The sequence below is a fragment of the Stenotrophomonas acidaminiphila genome (genome assembly GCA_002951995.1).
Taxonomy (GTDB): domain Bacteria; phylum Pseudomonadota; class Gammaproteobacteria; order Xanthomonadales; family Xanthomonadaceae; genus Stenotrophomonas; species Stenotrophomonas acidaminiphila_A.
Genome location: CP019797.1, coordinates 1,170,680 through 1,189,600, shown reverse-complemented (window position 1 = coordinate 1,189,600; position 18,921 = coordinate 1,170,680). Strand labels below are relative to the sequence as shown.

The 18,921-nt window shown below is 70.0% G+C and carries 15 protein-coding genes and 1 pseudogene; 4 read left to right on the top strand and 12 right to left on the bottom strand.

Annotated features, from left to right (window positions below; genetic code table 11):
* Nucleotides 1–300 precede the first annotated feature (300 nt).
* The 4 genes from obgE to B1L07_05190 form a co-directional block, all read right to left on the bottom strand.
* Nucleotides 301–1,356, bottom strand: coding sequence for a GTPase ObgE (gene obgE, locus B1L07_05205; protein ID AUZ54602.1), 1,056 nt, complete (start codon nt 1,354–1,356; stop codon nt 301–303).
* Complete coding sequence (locus B1L07_05200; protein AUZ54601.1) at nt 1,343–2,128, bottom strand: hypothetical protein; 786 nt, start codon at nt 2,126–2,128, stop codon at nt 1,343–1,345. The genes obgE and B1L07_05200 overlap by 14 nt, the downstream gene beginning before the upstream one ends.
* Nucleotides 2,129–2,266: 138 nt before the next feature.
* Entirely contained in the window at nt 2,267–2,527 is a 261-nt protein-coding gene (locus B1L07_05195) for a 50S ribosomal protein L27 (protein ID AUZ54600.1), read from the bottom strand.
* 17 nt (nt 2,528–2,544) lie between these two features.
* Nucleotides 2,545–2,853 carry a 50S ribosomal protein L21 gene (locus B1L07_05190; GenBank protein AUZ54599.1) on the bottom strand — a complete coding sequence of 103 codons (309 nt, stop codon included), beginning with the start codon at nt 2,851–2,853 and terminating at the stop codon, nt 2,545–2,547.
* Nucleotides 2,854–3,134: 281 nt separating this feature from the next.
* Here B1L07_05190 and B1L07_05185 point away from each other — a divergent pair.
* A pseudogene (locus B1L07_05185) lies at nt 3,135–6,091 on the top strand (excinuclease ABC subunit A).
* Nucleotides 6,088–6,498: a thioesterase gene (locus tag B1L07_05180; protein ID AUZ54598.1), complete on the top strand. Its 411-nt coding sequence runs from the start codon at nt 6,088–6,090 to the stop codon at nt 6,496–6,498. Before B1L07_05185 ends, B1L07_05180 begins: the two are co-directional and overlap by 4 nt.
* A 92-nt stretch (nt 6,499–6,590) precedes the next feature.
* Here B1L07_05180 and B1L07_05175 read toward each other — a convergent pair whose 3' ends face one another.
* The 6 genes from B1L07_05175 to B1L07_05150 form a co-directional block, all read right to left on the bottom strand.
* Entirely contained in the window at nt 6,591–8,183 is a 1,593-nt protein-coding gene (locus B1L07_05175; protein ID AUZ56465.1) for a peptidase, read from the bottom strand.
* Nucleotides 8,184–8,326: 143 nt separating this feature from the next.
* Nucleotides 8,327–9,208, bottom strand: a complete 882-nt coding sequence (locus B1L07_05170; protein ID AUZ54597.1) for a nitrilase — start codon at nt 9,206–9,208, stop codon at nt 8,327–8,329.
* Nucleotides 9,205–9,810, bottom strand: a complete 606-nt coding sequence (locus B1L07_05165; protein ID AUZ54596.1) for a GNAT family N-acetyltransferase — start codon at nt 9,808–9,810, stop codon at nt 9,205–9,207. Before B1L07_05165 ends, B1L07_05170 begins: the two co-directional genes overlap by 4 nt.
* 47 nt (nt 9,811–9,857) lie before the next feature.
* The gene (locus B1L07_05160) at nt 9,858–10,202 is read right to left on the bottom strand and encodes a hypothetical protein (protein AUZ54595.1); all 345 of its coding nucleotides are present in this window, start codon (nt 10,200–10,202) and stop codon (nt 9,858–9,860) included.
* Between the two features lie 18 nt (nt 10,203–10,220).
* Nucleotides 10,221–10,580, bottom strand: coding sequence for a hypothetical protein (locus B1L07_05155; GenBank protein AUZ54594.1), 360 nt, complete (start codon nt 10,578–10,580; stop codon nt 10,221–10,223).
* A gap of 23 nt (nt 10,581–10,603) precedes the next feature.
* Entirely contained in the window at nt 10,604–11,932 is a 1,329-nt protein-coding gene (locus B1L07_05150) for a cell envelope integrity protein CreD (protein ID AUZ54593.1), read from the bottom strand.
* A gap of 214 nt (nt 11,933–12,146) precedes the next feature.
* On the opposite strand from B1L07_05150, the gene B1L07_05145 reads away from it, so the two are divergent.
* Nucleotides 12,147–15,212, top strand: coding sequence for a hypothetical protein (locus tag B1L07_05145; GenBank protein ID AUZ54592.1), 3,066 nt, complete (start codon nt 12,147–12,149; stop codon nt 15,210–15,212).
* A 62-nt stretch (nt 15,213–15,274) separates the two neighbouring features.
* Here the strand turns inward: B1L07_05145 and B1L07_05140 are convergent, their stop codons facing one another.
* A complete protein-coding gene (locus B1L07_05140; protein AUZ54591.1) occupies nt 15,275–16,711 on the bottom strand; it encodes a two-component system sensor histidine kinase CreC in 1,437 nt (478 codons plus the stop codon).
* 604 nt (nt 16,712–17,315) lie between these two features.
* Nucleotides 17,316–18,014: a two-component system response regulator CreB gene (locus tag B1L07_05135; GenBank protein ID AUZ54590.1), complete on the bottom strand. Its 699-nt coding sequence runs from the start codon at nt 18,012–18,014 to the stop codon at nt 17,316–17,318.
* A gap of 45 nt (nt 18,015–18,059) precedes the next feature.
* Here B1L07_05135 and B1L07_05130 point away from each other — a divergent pair, with 45 nt between their 5' ends.
* Nucleotides 18,060–18,917 (top strand): 23S rRNA (adenine(2030)-N(6))-methyltransferase RlmJ, encoded by an 858-nt coding sequence (locus tag B1L07_05130; protein ID AUZ54589.1) that lies wholly within the window; start codon nt 18,060–18,062, stop codon nt 18,915–18,917.
* Nucleotides 18,918–18,921 lie beyond the last annotated feature (4 nt).

Here is an 18,921-nt window from a genome sequence, read left to right as displayed (position 1 = left end):
GCTGCGGGCCATGGCGACAGGGCATGTAGAAAGTCGCTCTGGCGGCTTCCGGGCGCCCCCCCCCCCCACCGATCAGCAGCCGGGCCGCCGACCGCAGACCTGGAAAGCCCCCCCCCTGCGGATTTCTGCCGCCCGGCGCCGCGAGGCATCCGGCAGCTGCCGTCACGGCATGGGCGGAGCCCATCGGAAAGGGGCAGCGCGGCCGCAACCGCACCCCGCGAGCGGGCGCCGGGGGCGCGGACAGGAACGAAAAACCCGGCCGCGGCCGGGTTTTTCGCGCGTTCCGGGGCAAACGCCGCCTCAGCCCTGTGCTTCGCGTTCCTCGGCCTCGAGCAGCTTCTGCTGGTCGAAGAAGGCCATGATGTCCTTCATGATCGGCCAGGTGCCCTCGCGGCCCAGCGCCGAGACCAGGTACCACGGACCGGTCCAGCCCAGCTCCTTGACCACCTGCTCGGCCGCGGCCCGCGCCTCGTCCTCGAACATCAGGTCGGCCTTGTTCAGCACCAGCCAGCGCGGCTTCTCCAGCAGCGCCGGGTCGTGCTTGCCCAGCTCGCGCTCGATCGCGCGCACCTGCTCGACCGGGGAAACGCCTTCCACGCCCCCCTCCATCGGCGAGATGTCGACCAGGTGCAGCAGCAACCGGGTGCGCTGCAGGTGGCGCAGGAACTGCGCGCCCAGCCCGGCGCCATCGGCCGCACCCTCGATCAGGCCGGGGATGTCGGCGATCACGAAGCTGCGGTAGTTCTCCACCTTGACCACGCCCAGGTTCGGGTACAGGGTGGTGAACGGGTAGTCGGCCACCTTCGGCGTCGCCGCCGAGACCGCGCGGATCAGGGTGCTCTTGCCGGCATTGGGAAAGCCCAGCAGGCCGACGTCGGCCAGCAGCTTCAGCTCCAGCTTGAGCAGGCGCTGCTCGCCCTCCTCGCCCGGCAGCGCCTGGCGCGGCGCACGGTTGGTGGAGCTCTTGAAGTGCATGTTGCCCAGGCCGCCCTTGCCACCCTTGGCCACCAGCAGGCGGTCGCCATGGCGGGTCATGTCGCCGATCACCTCGTCGGTGTCGACGTTGATGACCACGGTGCCGACCGGCACGGTGATGACCAGGTCTTCGCCGCCCTTGCCGTAGGCCTGGCGGCCCATGCCGTTCTCGCCGCGCTGCGCCTTGAAGATGCGCTCGTGGCGGAAGTCGACCAGGGTGTTCAGGTTTTCGTCGGCGCGCAGCCAGACGCTGCCGCCGTCGCCGCCGTCGCCGCCGTCCGGCCCGCCAAGCGGAATGAACTTCTCGCGGCGGAAACCGACGCAGCCATTGCCGCCGTTGCCGGCGATTACAGAGATTTCGGCTTCATCAACGAGTTTCATCTTGGTATCGCAAGGTTCTCAGAATTACTTCGGCCCGCAGCACCGGCGCGTCCTGCGCCGCGCCGGCGGCGCGGTACAGGCGCACGATGCGGCGGGGGTTGCCCCGCCCGTCGGGCAGGAAATAGTGATTGGAGACGCGGTACTGCGCACCTTCCAGCAGCTCCGCGTCGTCCAGTGGACGCCCCTGCGCATCGCGCGCCAGGACCTGGCGGCGCTTGCGCACGGGGGCGCCATCGGGCGCGACGCTGGTGGACTCTTCCAGCTCGACCCGGTTGGACGCGCCAAGGGTCAGGGTTCTTTCAAAGTCCTCGCGACCTTCGATGCCCGGGCGCTGGCCTTTATAGCGCAGGGTGCGCGTGGCGCCAGCATAGCGGACCGTGCCCTCGCCCATCGGCCAGTCCGGCTGCCCGCTGCCCTGTGGCGCCCGCAGCCAGATCCGCACCGTGGCCGGCGGCGCGCGCCCGTCCTCGCCGTACGCCATGTGGACTTCCCAGCCGCGACTCCCGTCCCAGCTGAATACCGTGGTGCGCAGCCAGCCGTCGGCATCGAAATCGCCACGGGCACTGCTGCGCTCGACGCCCCCGGCGCCGGGCGCCGGCCGCCAGCCCTGCGGATCGGCCAACAACGCCGGCAACTGCGGCGAACCCGGCGGAAGGGCCAGGGTATCAGCCTGCAGCGATGCCAGCGGCCCGGTCACGGCCAGGGTGTCACGGTCGCTGGGAATGTCGGCCGCGCATCCCGCGCAGGCCAGCAGGCCGCACAGCAGGGCCACAGCCCGGTAACGGATCACCTTCCCTGCCTCCTGCCATGCGCGGCCCGCGGGATCACCTGCAAACGAGAAGCCCCGCCGAAGCGGGGCTTTCGTCGGCGGCGCCCACGCCGTGGCCCGGGCGCCTGCACGTGCGGAAGATCAGGCTTCCGCGACGACGCTGACGGTGCGGCGCTTCTTCGGGCCCTTCACCGTGAACTCGACCTTGCCGTCGACCAGCGCGAACAGCGTGTGGTCACGGCCCAGGCCGACGCCGGCGCCCGGGTGGAACTGGGTGCCGCGCTGACGCACGATGATGTTGCCGGCTTCGATGGCCTGGCCGCCGAAGATCTTGACGCCCAGGTACTTCGGGTTGGAGTCGCGGCCGTTGCGCGAGGAGCCTACGCCCTTTTTATGTGCCATGACGGATTCTCCTTGGATTAGCCGGCGATGCCGGTGATTTCGATTTCGGTGTAGTACTGGCGATGGCCCTGGCGCTTCATGTGGTGCTTGCGCCGGCGGAACTTGATGATCTTCACCTTGTCGGCGCGGCCGTGGGCCACGACCTTGGCGGTCACCGAAGCGCCCTTCAGGGCATCGCCGATCTTGATGCCGTCGGCGTCGCCGAGCATCAGGACGGTGTCGAACTTGATCTCGCTGCCGGCTTCGGCTTCGAGCTTCTCAACGCGGAGGGTCTCACCCTGCGCGACGCGGTACTGCTTGCCGCCAGTTACCAGGACTGCATACATGGGATGTCTCTTCTGTAGTTATTCTTGGGATCTGCCCACCATCGAGGGCGGACAGAAGCGGGATTTTACCGGCACCCAGCCGCCCGGGTCAAGTCGCCCCCGGGGCGGAAAACCCGTGCCTGAACAACGGCCTGCACCCGGCCCGGGCGCAGGCGTGCGCGCTGGCAATTCCGGCAATTGCCCCCAAATCCCAAGCTCGCTAGGCTGATCGACTGCCGTCAGCTGCATCCCCTGCCCCCACCGCGCCCGGTTTCCGCCGCGCGGCCCAGAACGGACCTCCCATGGCGATGGATTTCATCCGCATCCGCGGCGCGCGGACGCACAACCTCAAGAACATCGACCTCGACCTGCCCCGCGACAAGCTGATCGTGATCACCGGCCTGTCCGGCTCGGGCAAGTCGTCGCTGGCGTTCGACACCATCTACGCCGAGGGCCAGCGCCGCTACGTCGAGTCGCTGTCGGCCTACGCGCGGCAGTTCCTGAGCGTGATGGAGAAGCCCGACCTGGACCACATCGAGGGCCTGTCGCCGGCGATCTCGATCGAGCAGAAGTCCACCAGCCACAACCCGCGCTCGACCGTGGGCACCATCACCGAGATCTACGACTACCTGCGCCTGCTCTACGCCCGCGTCGGCAGCCCGCGCTGCCCCGACCACGGCTACCCGCTGGAAGCGCAGACCGTCAGCCAGATGGTCGACCAGGTGCTGGCGCTGGACCCGGAACAGCGCTACATGCTGCTGGCACCGGTGATCCGCGAGCGCAAGGGCGAGCACGTGCAGGTGTTCGACCAGCTGCGCGCGCAGGGCTTCGTGCGCGTGCGCGTGGACGGCGAGCTGCACGAGATCGACGCGGTACCACCGCTGGCGCTGCGCCAGAAGCACACCATCGAGGCGGTGATCGACCGCTTCCGCCCGCGCGAGGACCTCAAGCAGCGCCTGGCCGAGAGCTTCGAGACCGCGCTCAAGCTGGGCGACGGCATGGCCACCGTGCAGTCGCTGGACGACGCGCAGGCGCCACCGCAGCTGTTCTCGTCCAAGTACTCCTGCCCGGTCTGCGACTACGCGCTGCCGGAGCTGGAGCCGCGCCTGTTCTCGTTCAACTCGCCGGTCGGCGCCTGCCCCGGCTGCGACGGCCTGGGCATGGCCGAGTTCTTCGACCCGGCGCGCGTGGTGGTGCACCCGGAGCTGTCGCTGGCCGCCGGCGCGGTGCGCGGCTGGGACCGCCGCAACGCCTACTATTTCCAGCTGATCGCCTCGCTCGCCAAGCACTACCGGTTCGATGTCGACGCGCCGTGGCAGTCGCTGCCCGCGGACGTGCGCCAGGCCGTGCTGTACGGCAGCGGCGAGGACCAGATCACCTTCACCTACTTCACCGAGAACGGCGGCCGCAGCCAGCGCAAGCACCGCTTCGAGGGCATCATCCCCAACCTGGAGCGCCGCTACCGCGAGACCGAATCGCCGGCGGTGCGCGAGGAACTGGCCAAGTTCATCAGCGAACGGCCCTGCCCGAGTGCGGCGGCGCGCGCCTGAACAAGGCCGCGCGCAACGTGTTCGTCGCCGACCGTCCGCTGCCGGAACTGGCGGTGCTGCCGATCGACGAGGCCAAGCGCTTCTTCGGCGAACTCAGCCTGCCGGGCTGGCGCGGCGAGATCGCCGCCAAGATCGTCAAGGAGATCAGCGAGCGGCTCGGCTTCCTGGTCGATGTCGGCCTGGACTACCTCACCCTGGAGCGCAAGGCCGACACGCTGTCCGGCGGCGAGGCGCAGCGCATCCGCCTGGCCTCGCAGATCGGCGCCGGCCTGGTCGGGGTGATGTACGTGCTCGACGAGCCGTCCATCGGCCTGCACCAGCGCGACAACGAGCGCCTGCTCGGCACCCTCACCCGGCTGCGCGACCTCGGCAACACGGTGATCGTGGTCGAGCATGACGAGGACGCCATCCGCCTGGCCGACCACGTGGTGGACATCGGTCCCGGCGCCGGCGTGCACGGCGGCGAGGTGGTCGGCGAAGGCCGGCTGGAGGACATCCTGGCCGCGCCGCGCTCGCTGACCGGCCAGTACCTGTCGGGCAAGCGCTCGATCGAGATCCCGGCGCGGCGCCACAGGCCCAACCCGAAGATGACGCTGCACCTGCGCGGGGCCAGCGGCAACAACCTCAAGGGCGTGGACCTGGACATTCCGGCCGGGCTGCTGACCTGCATCACCGGCGTGTCCGGCTCGGGCAAGTCCACCCTGATCAACGACACCCTGTTCTCGCTGGCGGCCAACGAGATCAACGGCGCCTCGCACCCGGTCGCGCCGTACCGCGAGGTCGAGGGCCTGGACCTGTTCGACAAGGTGGTGGACATCGACCAGTCGCCGATCGGCCGCACCCCGCGCTCGAACCCGGCCACCTACACCGGCCTGTTCACCCCGCTGCGCGAACTGTACGCGCAGGTGCCGGAAGCGCGCGCGCGCGGCTATTCGCCGGGGCGCTTCAGCTTCAACGTGCGCGGCGGCCGCTGCGAGGCCTGCCAGGGCGACGGCCTGATCAAGGTGGAGATGCACTTCCTGCCGGACGTGTACGTGCCCTGCGACGTCTGCCACGGCAAGCGCTACAACCGCGAGACGCTGGAGATCCTGTACAAGGGCTACAACATCAACGACGTGCTGGAAATGACCGTCGAGGATGCGCTGAAGCTGTTCGAGCCGGTGCCGGCCATCGCCCGCAAGCTGGAAACCCTGGTCGACGTGGGCCTGAGCTACATCAAGCTGGGCCAGAGCGCGACCACGTTGTCCGGTGGCGAGGCGCAGCGCGTGAAGCTGTCCAAGGAACTGTCGCGGCGCGATACCGGCCGCACCCTGTACATCCTCGACGAGCCGACCACCGGCCTGCACTTCCACGACATCGAGGCACTGCTGGGGGTGCTGCACAAGCTGCGCGACGAAGGCAACACGGTGGTGGTGATCGAGCACAACCTGGACGTGATCAAGACCGCGGACTGGATCGTCGACCTCGGCCCCGAGGGCGGCCACCGCGGCGGCACCGTGCTGGTCACCGGCACGCCGGAAGACGTGGCGGCCTGCCCGCAGTCGTACACCGGCCAGTTCCTGGCCAAGCTGCTGCCCTCCACCAGCGCGCGCCCGGAGCAGCCCGCGGCCGTGGCCAACAAGCCCGACGCGCGACCGCCGCGCAAGGAAAAGCCCGCAAAGGTGGCGGCCGCGAACAAATCCGCCACCAGCAAGAAGAAGGTTTCGTGATGAGCACCGCACACAAGCAGCTGGCCCGCGTGCCGATCAGCGTGCGCTGGCGCGACATGGACTCGATGGGCCACGTCAACAACGCCAAGTACGTCTCCTACCTGGAAGAAGCGCGCGTGCGCTGGATGCTGGGCGTGGAAGGCGTGTCGATGAACGACCGCATCGCCCCGGTGGTGGCCAACACCAACATCAATTACCGGCTGCCGATCGTGTGGCCCGACGACATCGTGGTCGAGCTGTTCGTCGAGCGCCTGGGCAACAGCAGCGTGACCATCGGCCACCGCATCGTCGACCAGAAGGACCCGGGCAAGCTGTACTCCGACGGCAACGTGGTGGTGGTGTGGATGGACACCCAGACCGGCCGCAGCGCGCCACTGCCCGAGGCCGTGCGCGCGGCGTCGAGCTGAGCCATGGCCGCTGCCGGCGGCAGCGAAGGACCGCCGGAAGACGAAGGGGCCGCGATGCGGCCCCTTGTCGTTTCCGCCAGCGGTGCGTGGCGTCAGTCTTCCAGCAGCGGCTTGCGCGGCATCTTCTCTTCGCGCATGGCGGCGTTGTAGGCGAACGCGGCGACGATCGCCGCGGCCTGCTTCAGGTCTTCCGGTTCGGCGTGGTCCCACGTGTCCAGGTTGCTGTGGTGGACGTTGCTGAAGTAGTCCAGCCGGTCCTGGATGAACTGGAAGCCGGGCAGGCCGACGCGGTCGAAGCTGATGTGGTCGGTGCTGCCGGTGTTGCGGCTGGCCACGGTGGCGGCGCCGACGTCGTTGAACGGCTTCAGCCAGGCCTCGAAGATCGGCATCGCGGCGATGTTCTCCTGCGCATAGATGCCACGGAAGCGGCCCGAGCCGTTGTCCATGTTGAAGTACACCGAGAACTTGTCGTAGTCGCGCAGCTTCTGCAGCGGACCGGTCGGCTCGCGCAGCGAGGCCGGCAGCGCCTTCTGCGCCGGGTCGGTGGGTTCGGGGTAATGCGCGAAGTGCCTGGCCACGTAGGCCTGCGAGCCGATCAGGCCCTGCTCCTCGCCGCTCCACAGCGCCACGCGGATGGTGCGCCGGGGCTTGGCGCCCACCGCCTTGAGAATGCGCATGGCCTCCATCATCACCGCGACGCCGGCGGCGTTGTCGGCCGCGCCGGTGCCGGTGTGCCAGGAGTCCATGTGCGCACCCAGCATCACGATCTCGTCGGCCTTGCTGGTGCCGCGGATCTCGGCGATGGTGTTGTGGCCCGGCTGGTCGGTCTCGTCGGTGAAACGCGCATCGACGTTGACCCGCAGCTTCACCGGCTGCTTGCGCTCCAGCGCGCGCGCCAGCTGGTTGTAGTGCTCGGCGATCATCGCCAGCTCGGGGATGCCCACCGGTTCGCCGGCCTTGCGCGAACCGCCGCCACCGACGCGGATGATGCCGTTGTCCCAGCCGCTGATGCTGATCGACGCCAGCGCGCCCTCCGCGGCGAAGAAGGCATTGGTCGCACGCACCAGTTCCTGGCGTTCGGCGTACTCCTTGACCCGCTTGGCGCGGTCCTTGTCCGCGGATTTTGGAATGGTGAACTCCTGCAGCCCCTCCAGCGAGGTGGCGTCGTGCCGGTGCGAGTCGGCCTCGGTGCCGCGCTTGTACTCACGCGCGTCGCCCAGCAGCAGGATCTTGCCGCGCAGCGTACCCTTGTATTTTTCCAGGTCGGCCAGCTTCTTGATGTCGACCTTGACCACTTCGCCTTCGACGGTGCCGTTGGTGCCCGGCGTCCAGGCCTTGGGCAGCGCATACAGCTGGGTCAGGCGTGGCTCCAGCATCTCCACGCTGGCCGACTCGAACTCCCAGCCGCGGCCGAAGTCGTCGAAGGCCTCGTCATGCGCGCTGGTCAGCCCCCATTCGCCGAACTTCTGCCGGGTCCAGGCATTGGCCCGGGTCATGGCCGGCGAGTTGGTCAGGCGCGGGCCGATGCTTTCGGTGAGGTAGGAAAAGGTATCCATGACCTGCGAACGGTGGAACGCTTCCTGGCGGATCTTGCCCACCATGTCCAGATCGACCTGTTCGGCCGCGCCCGCGCCACCGGCGAACGCCAGCCCCATGCCCAGTACCAGCAAGCACCGCTTGATCATCATTTCCCCCGGCCCGCGGCCGATCACGACAAAGGCCCGAGTCTAGCCAGCGCCGCCGGCGGCCGAGCCGGCCAATGGTCATGGTCGCGCATGGGCAGCGGCACGTTGCCGCCGCAGCGGGCCCGCGCAGCGCCGGCGCGGGCTCAGCCCGGCGACACCACGGCGCGTTGCAGCGCCGGTCGCCACTGCCCCGGCCAGTCGCGGTCGTTGGCCACCTGCGCCTGCGCGCGGCTGGCCTGGAAGGCGGCAAAATCCAGTTCCGCGACCGTCCAGGGCTGGCCGTCAGCGGTGCGCGCCAGCACGCCGTCGTCGGGGAAGCCGCGGTCCATCGGCGCATACACCGCCGCTTCGCCGGTATTGACGTCCAGCGCCGGACTCCAGCCGGCCTCGCCCGCGGTCACCGACTGCGCCACGAACATGCGGTTCTCCAATGCCCGCGCCAGGCAGCCCACGCGCACGCGGGTGGCGCCGGCCTCGGTGTCGGTGCAACTGGGCACCACCAGCAGCCGCGCACCCGCTTCGTACTGGGCGCGCACCGGCAGCGGGAACTCGCTGTCGTAACAGACCGCCACGCCGGCGCGGATGCCGTCGATCTCGAACACCTTCAGTACGTCGCCGCCGTCGATCAGCCCGGTGGCCTGCTCGAAGCCGGTCAGCTGCAGCTTGTCCTGCCACAGGTGCGTGCCCTGCGGCGTCAGCCAGTCGCAGCGGTTGCGGTAGCGGCCATGACCGGTGTCGAGCAGGAAAGTGCCGGCGACCACGTGCATGTCCAGGTCGCGGGCGAGGCCGGCGAACAGCTGCAGCCAGGGTTGTCGGTAACGCTGGATCGCCGCCAGCGACGCCGCCAGGTCGCGCTGGATGCCCGCGTCGAAGGTGGCCGCCAGTTCCAGCGACAGGTATTCGGGCAGCACCGCGATGCGCGCACCGGCCGCGGCGGCGGCCTCCAGTTGCTGGCGCTGGCGCGCGGCGAAGGCGTCGAAACCGGCCGGAGCGCCGATCCGGTAACGGGCAACGGCGATCTTCATGCGGCCGGCTCCAATGCACGGGTCCAGACAGTGAGCGCGTGCGACAGCTCGCCGCGACCGACCTCGTCCCAGCACAGGTGCAGGGTCATGCCCGGCTGCCGCGCATAGCCGCGCCTGCGCCAGAACCCGTCGTTGTCGCGGTGGCCGGCGGGCCGGCGCGGGTCGTCGTGGTCGCGGTCCACCGCGCAGAACGCGGTCATCGCGAAGCGCCCGAGCGCGCGCGCATGCGCCTCGCGGGCGTCGAAGAAGGCATGGCCGATGCCACGCCCACGCCAGGCCGGCAGCAGCACCGACTCACCGAAATAGAACACCTGCGCCGGATCGATGCCGGCCGCCTCGAACGGCGCGCGGAACGCCGGGCCGTCATCGAGCAACGGCAGGCCGGTGGAGGCGCCCACCACCTCATCGCCGGCCCGCGCCACCACGCACACCGCATCCGGCGTGGCCGCATAGGCGGCCAGGTAGTCGCGCTCGTAGTCCAGGCTGCCCCGGTACAGATACGGCCAGTCATTGAATACCCGGATGCGCAGGCGCGCCACGTCGTCCAGTACCGGCAGCAGGTCGGTGCCGCGCAGGGCGGCGATGGAGGGAGAGGCGTCCATGGCGGAATTCTAGCGCCGCGCGTTTGCCGCGCAGCAGCGCCTCAACCTCAGCCGACCAGGGCACCGCCATCCCCGTCGGAGACGAGGCATTCGCCGCGGCCATCGCGCCTGAACCGGTAGACCGTAGGGCACAGCACGCTCGTGCGCCGCAAGGTCCGGCGTTCTTCCGGCGCGAGCAGCCGTGGCATCGCCAGGCTGACATCCCATGACGCCGAACACCGGGATGCCAACGGCACGATGACGATCAAAGCGAGCCCCATCGCGGGCAACGCCGACAACACCACGCCGACGGCCGGAACCCTCCTGTACCCCGCCTCGATGGCCACCGCCACGCCGGCCAGCAGCGGCAGCGCGACGATCGCGAGCAGTGACAGTGCATGATGGAAACGCATCGCGCCCCCGTTCCAGCTTCAGTAGCCGCGTGCGCACCGGGCCGCTCCCGGTTCGCGCCACAACAGCCACAGCCGCCGGTGCACGGCATCGCACACCACCACCTGGCGTTCCCGCAGCACCGCCCTGAAGCGCAGGCCACGACGACCCAGCGCCTGCCAGCGGCCCGCGCCGTCCAGCGCGGGCAGGCCTGCGGCGCCGCGCTGGCGGATCCGCTCGACCAGCGTTGCGTCCAGTTGCAGGCACAGGCAGCCGTGGCGCGGGGCCGTCCCCAGTCCCAGTGCCGCCAGCGGCGAAGCGGCCCAGCCAGCGCCCTGCTCCACCCGCAGCACCGCTGCCGCCAGCCCCGGCGGCAGCCCTTGCCGCAGCCGCCGGAGCAACCGTGTGCTCAACCGCATCGGGTTCACCGCAGACCGCCGCCGAGGTCGTACCAGTCCACCTTGCGGGTCAGCCACATGATCGCCGCGAGGATCCCGAACAGCAGCAGCGAGCCCATCAGCAGCGCATTGTTCTCCGACGCCAGCAGCAGGTACAGGACCCCGTACAGCAGGGTCAGCAGGGTGGCAAAGCCCAGCCCGTGCCGCCAGCTGCGCAACACCCCGCTGAGGTAGAAACCCTGCAGGCCGATGCACGCCAGCGCCGACACCAGGTACGCCTGCCAGAAGACGATGTGCTCGGACAGGCTCAGCAGCAGCAGGAAGAAGATCGCCAGCGCCAGCCCGACCAGCAGGTATTGCAGCGGATGGATCCGCAGCCGCCTGATCAGCTCGAACAGGGCGAAACCGACGAAGGTCAGCAGCACGAACAGGATGCCGTACTTGCTGGCGCGGTCGACCTGCGTGTACACGTCGACCGGGTCGACCAGCGCCACCTCCAGCGCCTCGACCGCGCCGCCATCGCTGCGCAGGTCGCGGCGCAGCTGTTCCTGCGCGGCCGAGGCCAGCGAGGACACCGCCCAGTCGGCCTTGAACCCGGCATCGTCGATGTGGCGCTCATTGGGCGCGAAGCTGCCGCCGAACAGCGGATGCGGCCAGGTCGAGGCCAGCGACACGCGGGTGTCGTCGCCCACCGGCACCACCGACAGCGAGCGGGTGCCGTCGAGCACGAACTCCAGCTCCACCCTGCGGCCCTCGGCCAGGGTGCCCTGTTGCGGCTGGCCCAGCGGCGACAGCATGGCGTGCAGCCCCTTGGACGCGCCCTCCAGCGCCAGCGAGCCGGCGTGCAGCGGCAGCGCGCGCCCGTCCACCCGCAGGTTGGGCGTACCCACCAGGCCGCGCACGTCGGCGATGCCCAGCGCCAGGTAGGGCCGGCCGTAGACGCGGCCCGGCACGGCGGCATAGGCGGCATCGGCGAACTCGGCCTGCACCCGCGCGTGCCAGCTGTACACCGGCACCCGGAACAGGCCCACCCGGCGCTCGTCCGGGCGCAGCTCGCCCTGTATCCGCAACTGCCGCGGCATCTGCAGGTCATGGCCGTGCTCGGTCCGCAGCTCGCTCTTGCGCACGCCCGCCTCGACCACCTCGACCTCGCGCTGCTGGGTCCACGGCAGTACCCGCACCGGGCCGATCAGCGACTGCGCCCCGGCGCGGCTCTGCGCCACCCGTTCGATGGCCTGGTCACGGTAGCGCTCGCGCTCGGCGATGGTGCCGCGGATCAGCAGCAGGGGAATCAGCAGCAGCAACGCCAGCCCGCCGACCACGGCGAAGCGCAACAGCAGTTTCAGGGAAGTCATGGCCCGTCCTCGTGTGGAAACGGGCACAGCGTGGCCGTGCCGGATGGGCGCGGTTTGTGGCGAATTTGAAGTGGGGGTGAAGCCGCTGGCGGCGAGTGCCGCGCAGCGGCGGCAGCGGCCGGTTGCGGACACCTGCCACGACATAGTATGAATCCGCGCTGTCCCGCCGCCCGGCACCCTCTGGCTGCGCCGCCATTCCCCGAAGGAACCCTACGTGCTGCATGCCAGGTCGCGTACGTCGCTGATCCACCGGCTGTCCCTGAGCATCTGGGGCCTGTTCCTCGCCCTCCTCGTGCTGCTCTGCGCATTCGGCTACGTGGCCATGCGGGTGATCACCGACCGGGTGGTGCCGATGGTCGCGCAGCGCAGCGTCGACCTGCGCGCCCGGGCCAGCGAAGGCCAGTTCCTGCAGGCCGAACAGAGCGTGCAGCGGCTGCAGCGGGAACTGCTGTGGCGGCTGGACCACGCCGACCGGCAGGCCGCGCTGGCCCGCTTCGACACCCTGTTCGCGCGCAGCCCCGACGGCCTGTGGCGGCTGCAGCCCGGGCAGGTGGACCCGGAGCGCGCGCCCACCCTGTACCTGCACCAGCCCGCGCACGGCCTGGACGCTTCGGCGCGCCTGCGCGCGGTGGTCGCCTACGACCTGCTGCGCGAACAGGGCCCGGCGCTGGTGCCGCCGTTCTTCTCGGTCTACATGGACTTCGTCGAGGACGGGCTGATGGTCTATGCGCATGGCATGGACTGGGGCAGCAACGCCGACGCCAGCGCCACCAATGCCGGCTACCCGACCATGCAGGGCTCGGACCCGCGACGCAACCCGCAGCGCAGGGTGTTCTGGACGCCGGTCTACCTGGACCGGCAGGCCAATACCTGGATGGTGTCGGTGATCAAGCCGCTGGACTGGGAGGGGCGCTGGGTCGGCACGCTCGGCCACGATGTGCTTGTGCAGAGCCTGATCGACCACGCCACCGACAACGACAGCACCGGCGTGCAGCTGGTCATGGCCGCCGACGGCGCGCTCATCGCGCACCCGCAGTTCAGCCGCCGCATCGCCGCCGCCGACGGGCAACTGAAGCTGTCCGCGCTCGACGACCCGCTGCTGGCCCAGGTGCACGGGATGATCGCCCATGGCCGCGGCGACCACGGCGTGGGCCGCTCCCCGGACGGCAGCCACTGGGTCGCATGGTCCAGGATCCACGGCCCCGGCTGGTACCAGGTGTTCCTGCTGCCGCAGGCACGGGTGGACCACGTGTTGATGTGGGGCCTGCTGGCGGTGTCCGCGTTCGGCATCCTCGGCCTGCTGCCGGCGATGTGGCTGCTGCGGCGGCGGGTCGGCCTGCTGTTCGGGGCACCGCTCACCCGCCTGACCCAGGCGGTGGACGAGCTCAGCCAGGGCCGCGAACCCAGGCCGATCGCGATGCAGGGCAACGACGAGCTCGGGCACCTGGCCGACGCGTTCGACGACATGGTCGAGGAACTGGTGCAGCAGCGCGCCCTGCAGTTCGCGCACGCCCAGGCGCTGCAGACCGAGATCGACGAACGCCGCCAGTTCATGACCCGGCTGGAGGAGGAGCGCGCGCGCCTGCTGGCGCTGCTCGGCGCGATGAACCTGGGGATCCTGTTCGTCAGCCACGAGAACCGCGCCACCTACTGCAACGCCGCGTTCCTGGCCATGTGGGATTTCCCCGAAGGCATCACTGTGGTCGGCAACACCACCGACCAGTGGCTGGAAGCGTCGCAGCGGCTGATGATCGACCCGCTGGAGTTCCGCCGGCACATGGACGAGGCCAAGGTCTCGCCCGAACTGCACAAGCGGCTGGAAATCCGCCTGCACGACGGCCGCATCGTCATGCACGACGCCTACCCGGTGCGCGACGCGCAGGAACACTTCATCGGCCGGCTGTGGGTGCAGGAGGACATCACCCACGAGCGCCAGACCGCCGAACAGCTGGTACGCCTGGCCCAGCATGACCCGTTGACCAGCCTGTACAACCGGCGCCGCTTCGAGGACGAGCTGGCGCGCTTCTTCCACGCCGCCGAACGCATCCCCAGCCAGGCCGCGCTGCTGTTCTTCGACCTGGACGAGTTCAAGTACATCAACGACACCTTCGGCCACCGCGCCGGCGATTCGGTGCTGAACCGCATGGCGGTCGAGATCCGCACCCTGGTGCGCAGCGGCGAGACCCTGTTCCGGCTCGGCGGCGACGAGTTCGCGGTACTGATGCCGCATGCGAGTCTGGACGACGCCCAGCACCTGGCCGAACGCATCGTGGCGCGGATCTCGCAGACGCCGCTGCGCCTGCACGAACACACCGTGCGCCTGACCACCAGCCTGGGCATCGCCCACTTCCCCACCCACGCCGACAATGCCGAGGACCTGGTCGCCCATGCCGACGCGGCGATGTACCAGGCCAAGCACACCGGCAAGAACCGCTGGAACGTCTACCGCCCCGACCGCGACAGCTCGCGTGAGATGGCCACCCGCCTGGCATGGAACGACCGCATCGCGCGCGCGCTGGAACACGACCTGCTGCGCCTGCATTTCCAGGGCGTGCACCACGCCGCCGACGGCCGCCTGGCGCACCTGGAGGCGCTGATCCGGATGGAGGACGAGGCCAACCCCGGCCAGCTCATCATGCCCGCGCAGTTCATCGAACCCGCCGAGAAGAGCGGCAAGATCCTGCAGATCGACCGCTGGGTGATCGGCCGCAGCATCGAACTGCTGGCCAGCCACCCGAACCTGCCGGCCATCGCCGTCAATATTTCCGGGCGCTCGTTCGACGACCCCGAGCTGCCGGCATGGATCAGCGGCCAGTTGCGCCAGCGGCAGGTCGCGCCGCGGCGGCTGCTGGTGGAACTGACCGAAACCTCGGCGGTCTCGGACATGGGCGACGCGGCGCGCTTCATCGCCGCCCTGCGCGACACCGGCTGCCCGATCTGCCTGGACGACTTCGGCACCGGGTTTTCCTCGTTCGCCTACCTCAAGAATCTGCAGGCCGACGTGCTCAAGATCGATGGCATGTTCATCCGCGACCTGCCCAGCGAGCGCGACAACCAGGTGTTCGTGCGCGCCATCATCGAAGTGGCGCACGGCATGGGCAAGCTGACCGTGGCCGAGTTCGTCGAGGACGAGGCGACGCTGCAGATGCTGCGCGCGCTGGGCGTGGACATGGTGCAGGGCTACCACCTGGACCGGCCGCGCGCCGACCATCCGGTCTTCGCCGACCGCCCTGCGCCGGAACCTGCTCCGCTGGGCGATGACGCATCACCGCCGGCGTAGCTGCGGGGCTTGCCCCGCATGAAGCTTTCCCGGCGCAGCCCCGTGCCGGGCAAGCCCGGCACCTACGTCATTGGCAGCCACAGCGTGGCCTGCGCCCCGCCGGCCGGGCCGTTGCGCAGGGACGCGTGGCCGCCGTGCAGGCGCGCGACCTCGGCCACGAACGGCAGGCCCAGCCCGGAACTGCGCTGGCCGCTGCCGGGGCGGGCCAGCGAGTAGAAGCGCTCGAACACCCGTTCCAGCGCGTAGTCCGGCACCCCGGGCCCCTGGTCGGACAGCGCCACCTCCCAGCCGCCCTGCGCGGCCGCCAGCCGCAGCCCGATCCGCCCGCCTTCCGGCGAGAACGCGATGGCGTTGTCCAGCAGGTTGTCCAGCGCCTGCCGCAGCAGGAACGCATCGCCCTGCACGCTGGCGTGCGCGGGCAGTTCGCAGTGCAGCGCCAGGCGGGCGGCCTGCAGGCGCGGCGCCGCGTCCTCGGCGAGCTGCCGGCACAGCGCCGCCAGGTCCACCGCGCTGCGCCGCTGCAGCCAGCCATGCTGTTCCACCTCGGCCAGCCGCAGCAGCTGGTCGATGGTCTCGGTCAGGCGCCGCTCCTGCTGCGCGATGTTGGCGGCGAAACGCTGGCGGTCGGCCTCGGGCAGCGGTTCCTGCAACAGCTCGGCGGCGCCACGGATCGCCGCCAGCGGACTTTTCATCTCGTGCGTGAGCGACTGCACGTACTGCTCGACATAGGCCTTGCCCTCGAGCTTGCGGCGCATGGTCTCCAGCGCCTGGCCGAGGTCGCCGATCTCGTCGCCGCGCGGCCTCGGCGGCGGCACCGGTTCGCCGGCGCTGACCGCCTTCGCATAGCGGCTCAGGCTGCCGATGCCGCGCGCCAGCCACCAGGTCATCAACAGTCCGATCAGCGCCGCCGAGCCGATCAGCCACGCGCCGCGCGCGACGATGGCGCGCTGGCTGGCGGTGATGAACGGATCGATGCTGTCATTGGGCTGGGCCAGGGTCAGCACCCCGATCAGGGTGCGGCCATCGTCCGGATCGTAGACCGGCGCGGCCACGTGCATGACGGTGCTGTCGGCATCGCCCGGGGTCCCCGGGCTCGAGCGCGCGCCGTACTGGCCGCGCAGGGTGCGGTAGACGTCGTTCCAGCGCGAGTTGTCGCGGCCCACGTCCTGCCCGCGCGAGTCGTAGACGACGATGCCGCGGGCATCGGTCACGGTGACCCGGTAGTCGATGCTGCGCTTGGGGAACCGCCACACCATCGCCCGCGGGTCGCGCCGCTGCGCGGTCGCCATGTGCGCGGCGAAGCGGCCGTCGGCGATGTGCCCGGCCTTCAGATCCGGCGCGGCCATCACCGCCAGCACGTTGGCCGAGTCGACCAGGGTGGACTCCATCGCCTGGCGCACGCCCGGCTTGACCTCGTCGACGAACACCCGCATCACGAAGAACGCGGCGATGCCGACGATCAGGAAGAAGCCGAGGAAGAGTTTCAGGCCCAGGCGCATTTATCGCCGCCTTCGTTTCTGGAGCAAACGCTTTCGGTCCCCTTCGGCGAGCGAGTTGGTTCTCTTTGCTCGTGCAAGGAACAGTAACCAAGAGAAAGCACGCCCCTGCCTCCGCGCCCGCTGCGCAAGCGCATCGGGTCCACTCCGCCGGCGGGATTTTTCTACGCGGCATCCGTATCGCGTGGAAAAACGACGTGCATCCATGCACGTCGCCCTTCGGGTTTTTCCCGCCGGCTCCGTCGCTGCGGAAGGGGATTCCGAAAGGCAAAAGCAGCTGACGCCATTCCGCCGCTCTTGGCTGCCAGCGTCCAGCATTGCCATCCGGCCGGTGCCGCGACTGTGCTTTTGCTCCTGGATGCTGACTTCCCATGGCCGTAAAGCGGGCCGAGTACCGCGGCGACCCGAGGAGCGAACATGCGCACACATCTGAATGAAGCGCGCGGTGCGTCGTCTCCCTGGCCCGCGAGGAGCACAGGGAACCGATGCGGCTTGATCGCATCGGCTCGCGTCCGGCCCGTGCTTTGCCCTGGCGGCTTCCCTTTGCACGGGCAAAGAGAAACAGCCCGCGCTCCGAAGGGCGGCGAAAGCCTTGGATCTTCCGCAGTCAGACATCCAGCGCATATCCCACGCCCCGGTGCGTGCGGATCGGATCGTCCTGCGCCCCCGCCGCGCGCAGCTTGGCGCGCAGGGTCTTCACGTGCGTATCCACCGTGCGGTCGGCGCTGTCGCTGGCATGGTCCCAGCCGCGCTCCATCAGCTGCGCGCGGCTGAGGATCGCCCCCGGCCGCTGCAGCAGCGCCGCCAGCAGCGCGTATTCGTAACGGGTCAGGTCCAGCGGCACGTCGCGGTAGCGCACCCGCCGACCCTCGCGGTCGATCGCGAACACCCCCTGCCGCACCCAGCCGGGCTCGGCGTCCGCGGCTAGCGGCTGCGCCGGCCGCCGCAGCCGCGCGCGCACCCGCGCCACCAGTTCGCGCGGCGAGAACGGTTTGCCGACGTAGTCGTCGGCGCCCAGCTCCAGCCCCAGCACCCGGTCGAACTCGTCGTTGCGCGCGGTGAGGAAGATCACAGGCACCTGGCTGAAGGTGCGCAGCTGGCGGCAGACCTCGAAGCCGCCCAGGTCGGGCAGGCCCACGTCCAGTACCACCACGTCGATGCCGCCGGCGCGCACCCGCTCCAGCGCCAGCCGTCCCAGCGCGCAGTGCTCGGCCGCGTGGCCCTCGCTGCGCAGCGCATACAGGACGGTATCGGCGATGGCGGCCTCGTCTTCGACGACGAGCACCCGGGCAGGCTGTTCGGACATGGCGCCAGCATAGCCGCCCCGGGGCGGCGCCCGTACACTGCACCGATGAACTACCGCCACGCCTTCCATGCCGGCAACCATGCCGACGTGCTCAAGCACATCGTCCTGCTCGCCCTGATCGATGCGCTCAAGCGCAAGGACGCGCCGTTCTTCGTGCTCGACACCCATGCCGGCCGCGGCCGTTACCTGTTGTCGGCCGAGGAAAGCCGCAAGACCGCCGAGGCCGACGTCGGCATCAGCCGGCTGATGGCCGCGCCGGCCCTGCCGGAAGTGGTCGAGCGTTACCTGCGCGCGATCCAGGCCAACAACCCGGTGGGTGGCCTGGTCGCCTACCCCGGCTCGCCGCTGCTGGCCGCCCAGGCCCTGCGCGAACAGGACCGGCTGGCCGCCTGCGAACTGCAGCCGGAGGAGGCCGCGGCGCTGAGGGAGCTGTTCGCGCGCGACCGCCGCGTGCAGGTGCTGGCCGGCAACGGCTACGACAGCATCCGCGCCCTGCTGCCGCCTAAAGCCGGCGCGACGAAGATCGGCCGCGCGCTGGTGCTGATCGACCCGCCCTACGAGGCGCAGGACGCCGAATACCCGCAGATCATCGCCACCCTGCGCGAGATCCTGGCGCGCATGCCGCAGGCGCAATGCGCGGTGTGGTACCCGATCAAGCAGCGCCGCAGCCTGCTGCCGTTCTTCCGCAAGGCCGCCGCGCTGCCGGCGAAATCGGCGCTGGTGGCTGAACTGATGGTGCGCCCGGACGATTCGCCGCTGCGCCTGAACGGCAGCGGCATGCTGCTGCTCAATCCGCCCTGGCAGTTCGACCAGGCGTTGGCGCCGGCCTTGCCGGTGCTGCAGCGCGAACTGGGCGAAGCCGGCGCCTCGACCCGGCTGGAATGGATAAAAATCGGCGATTGAGCCG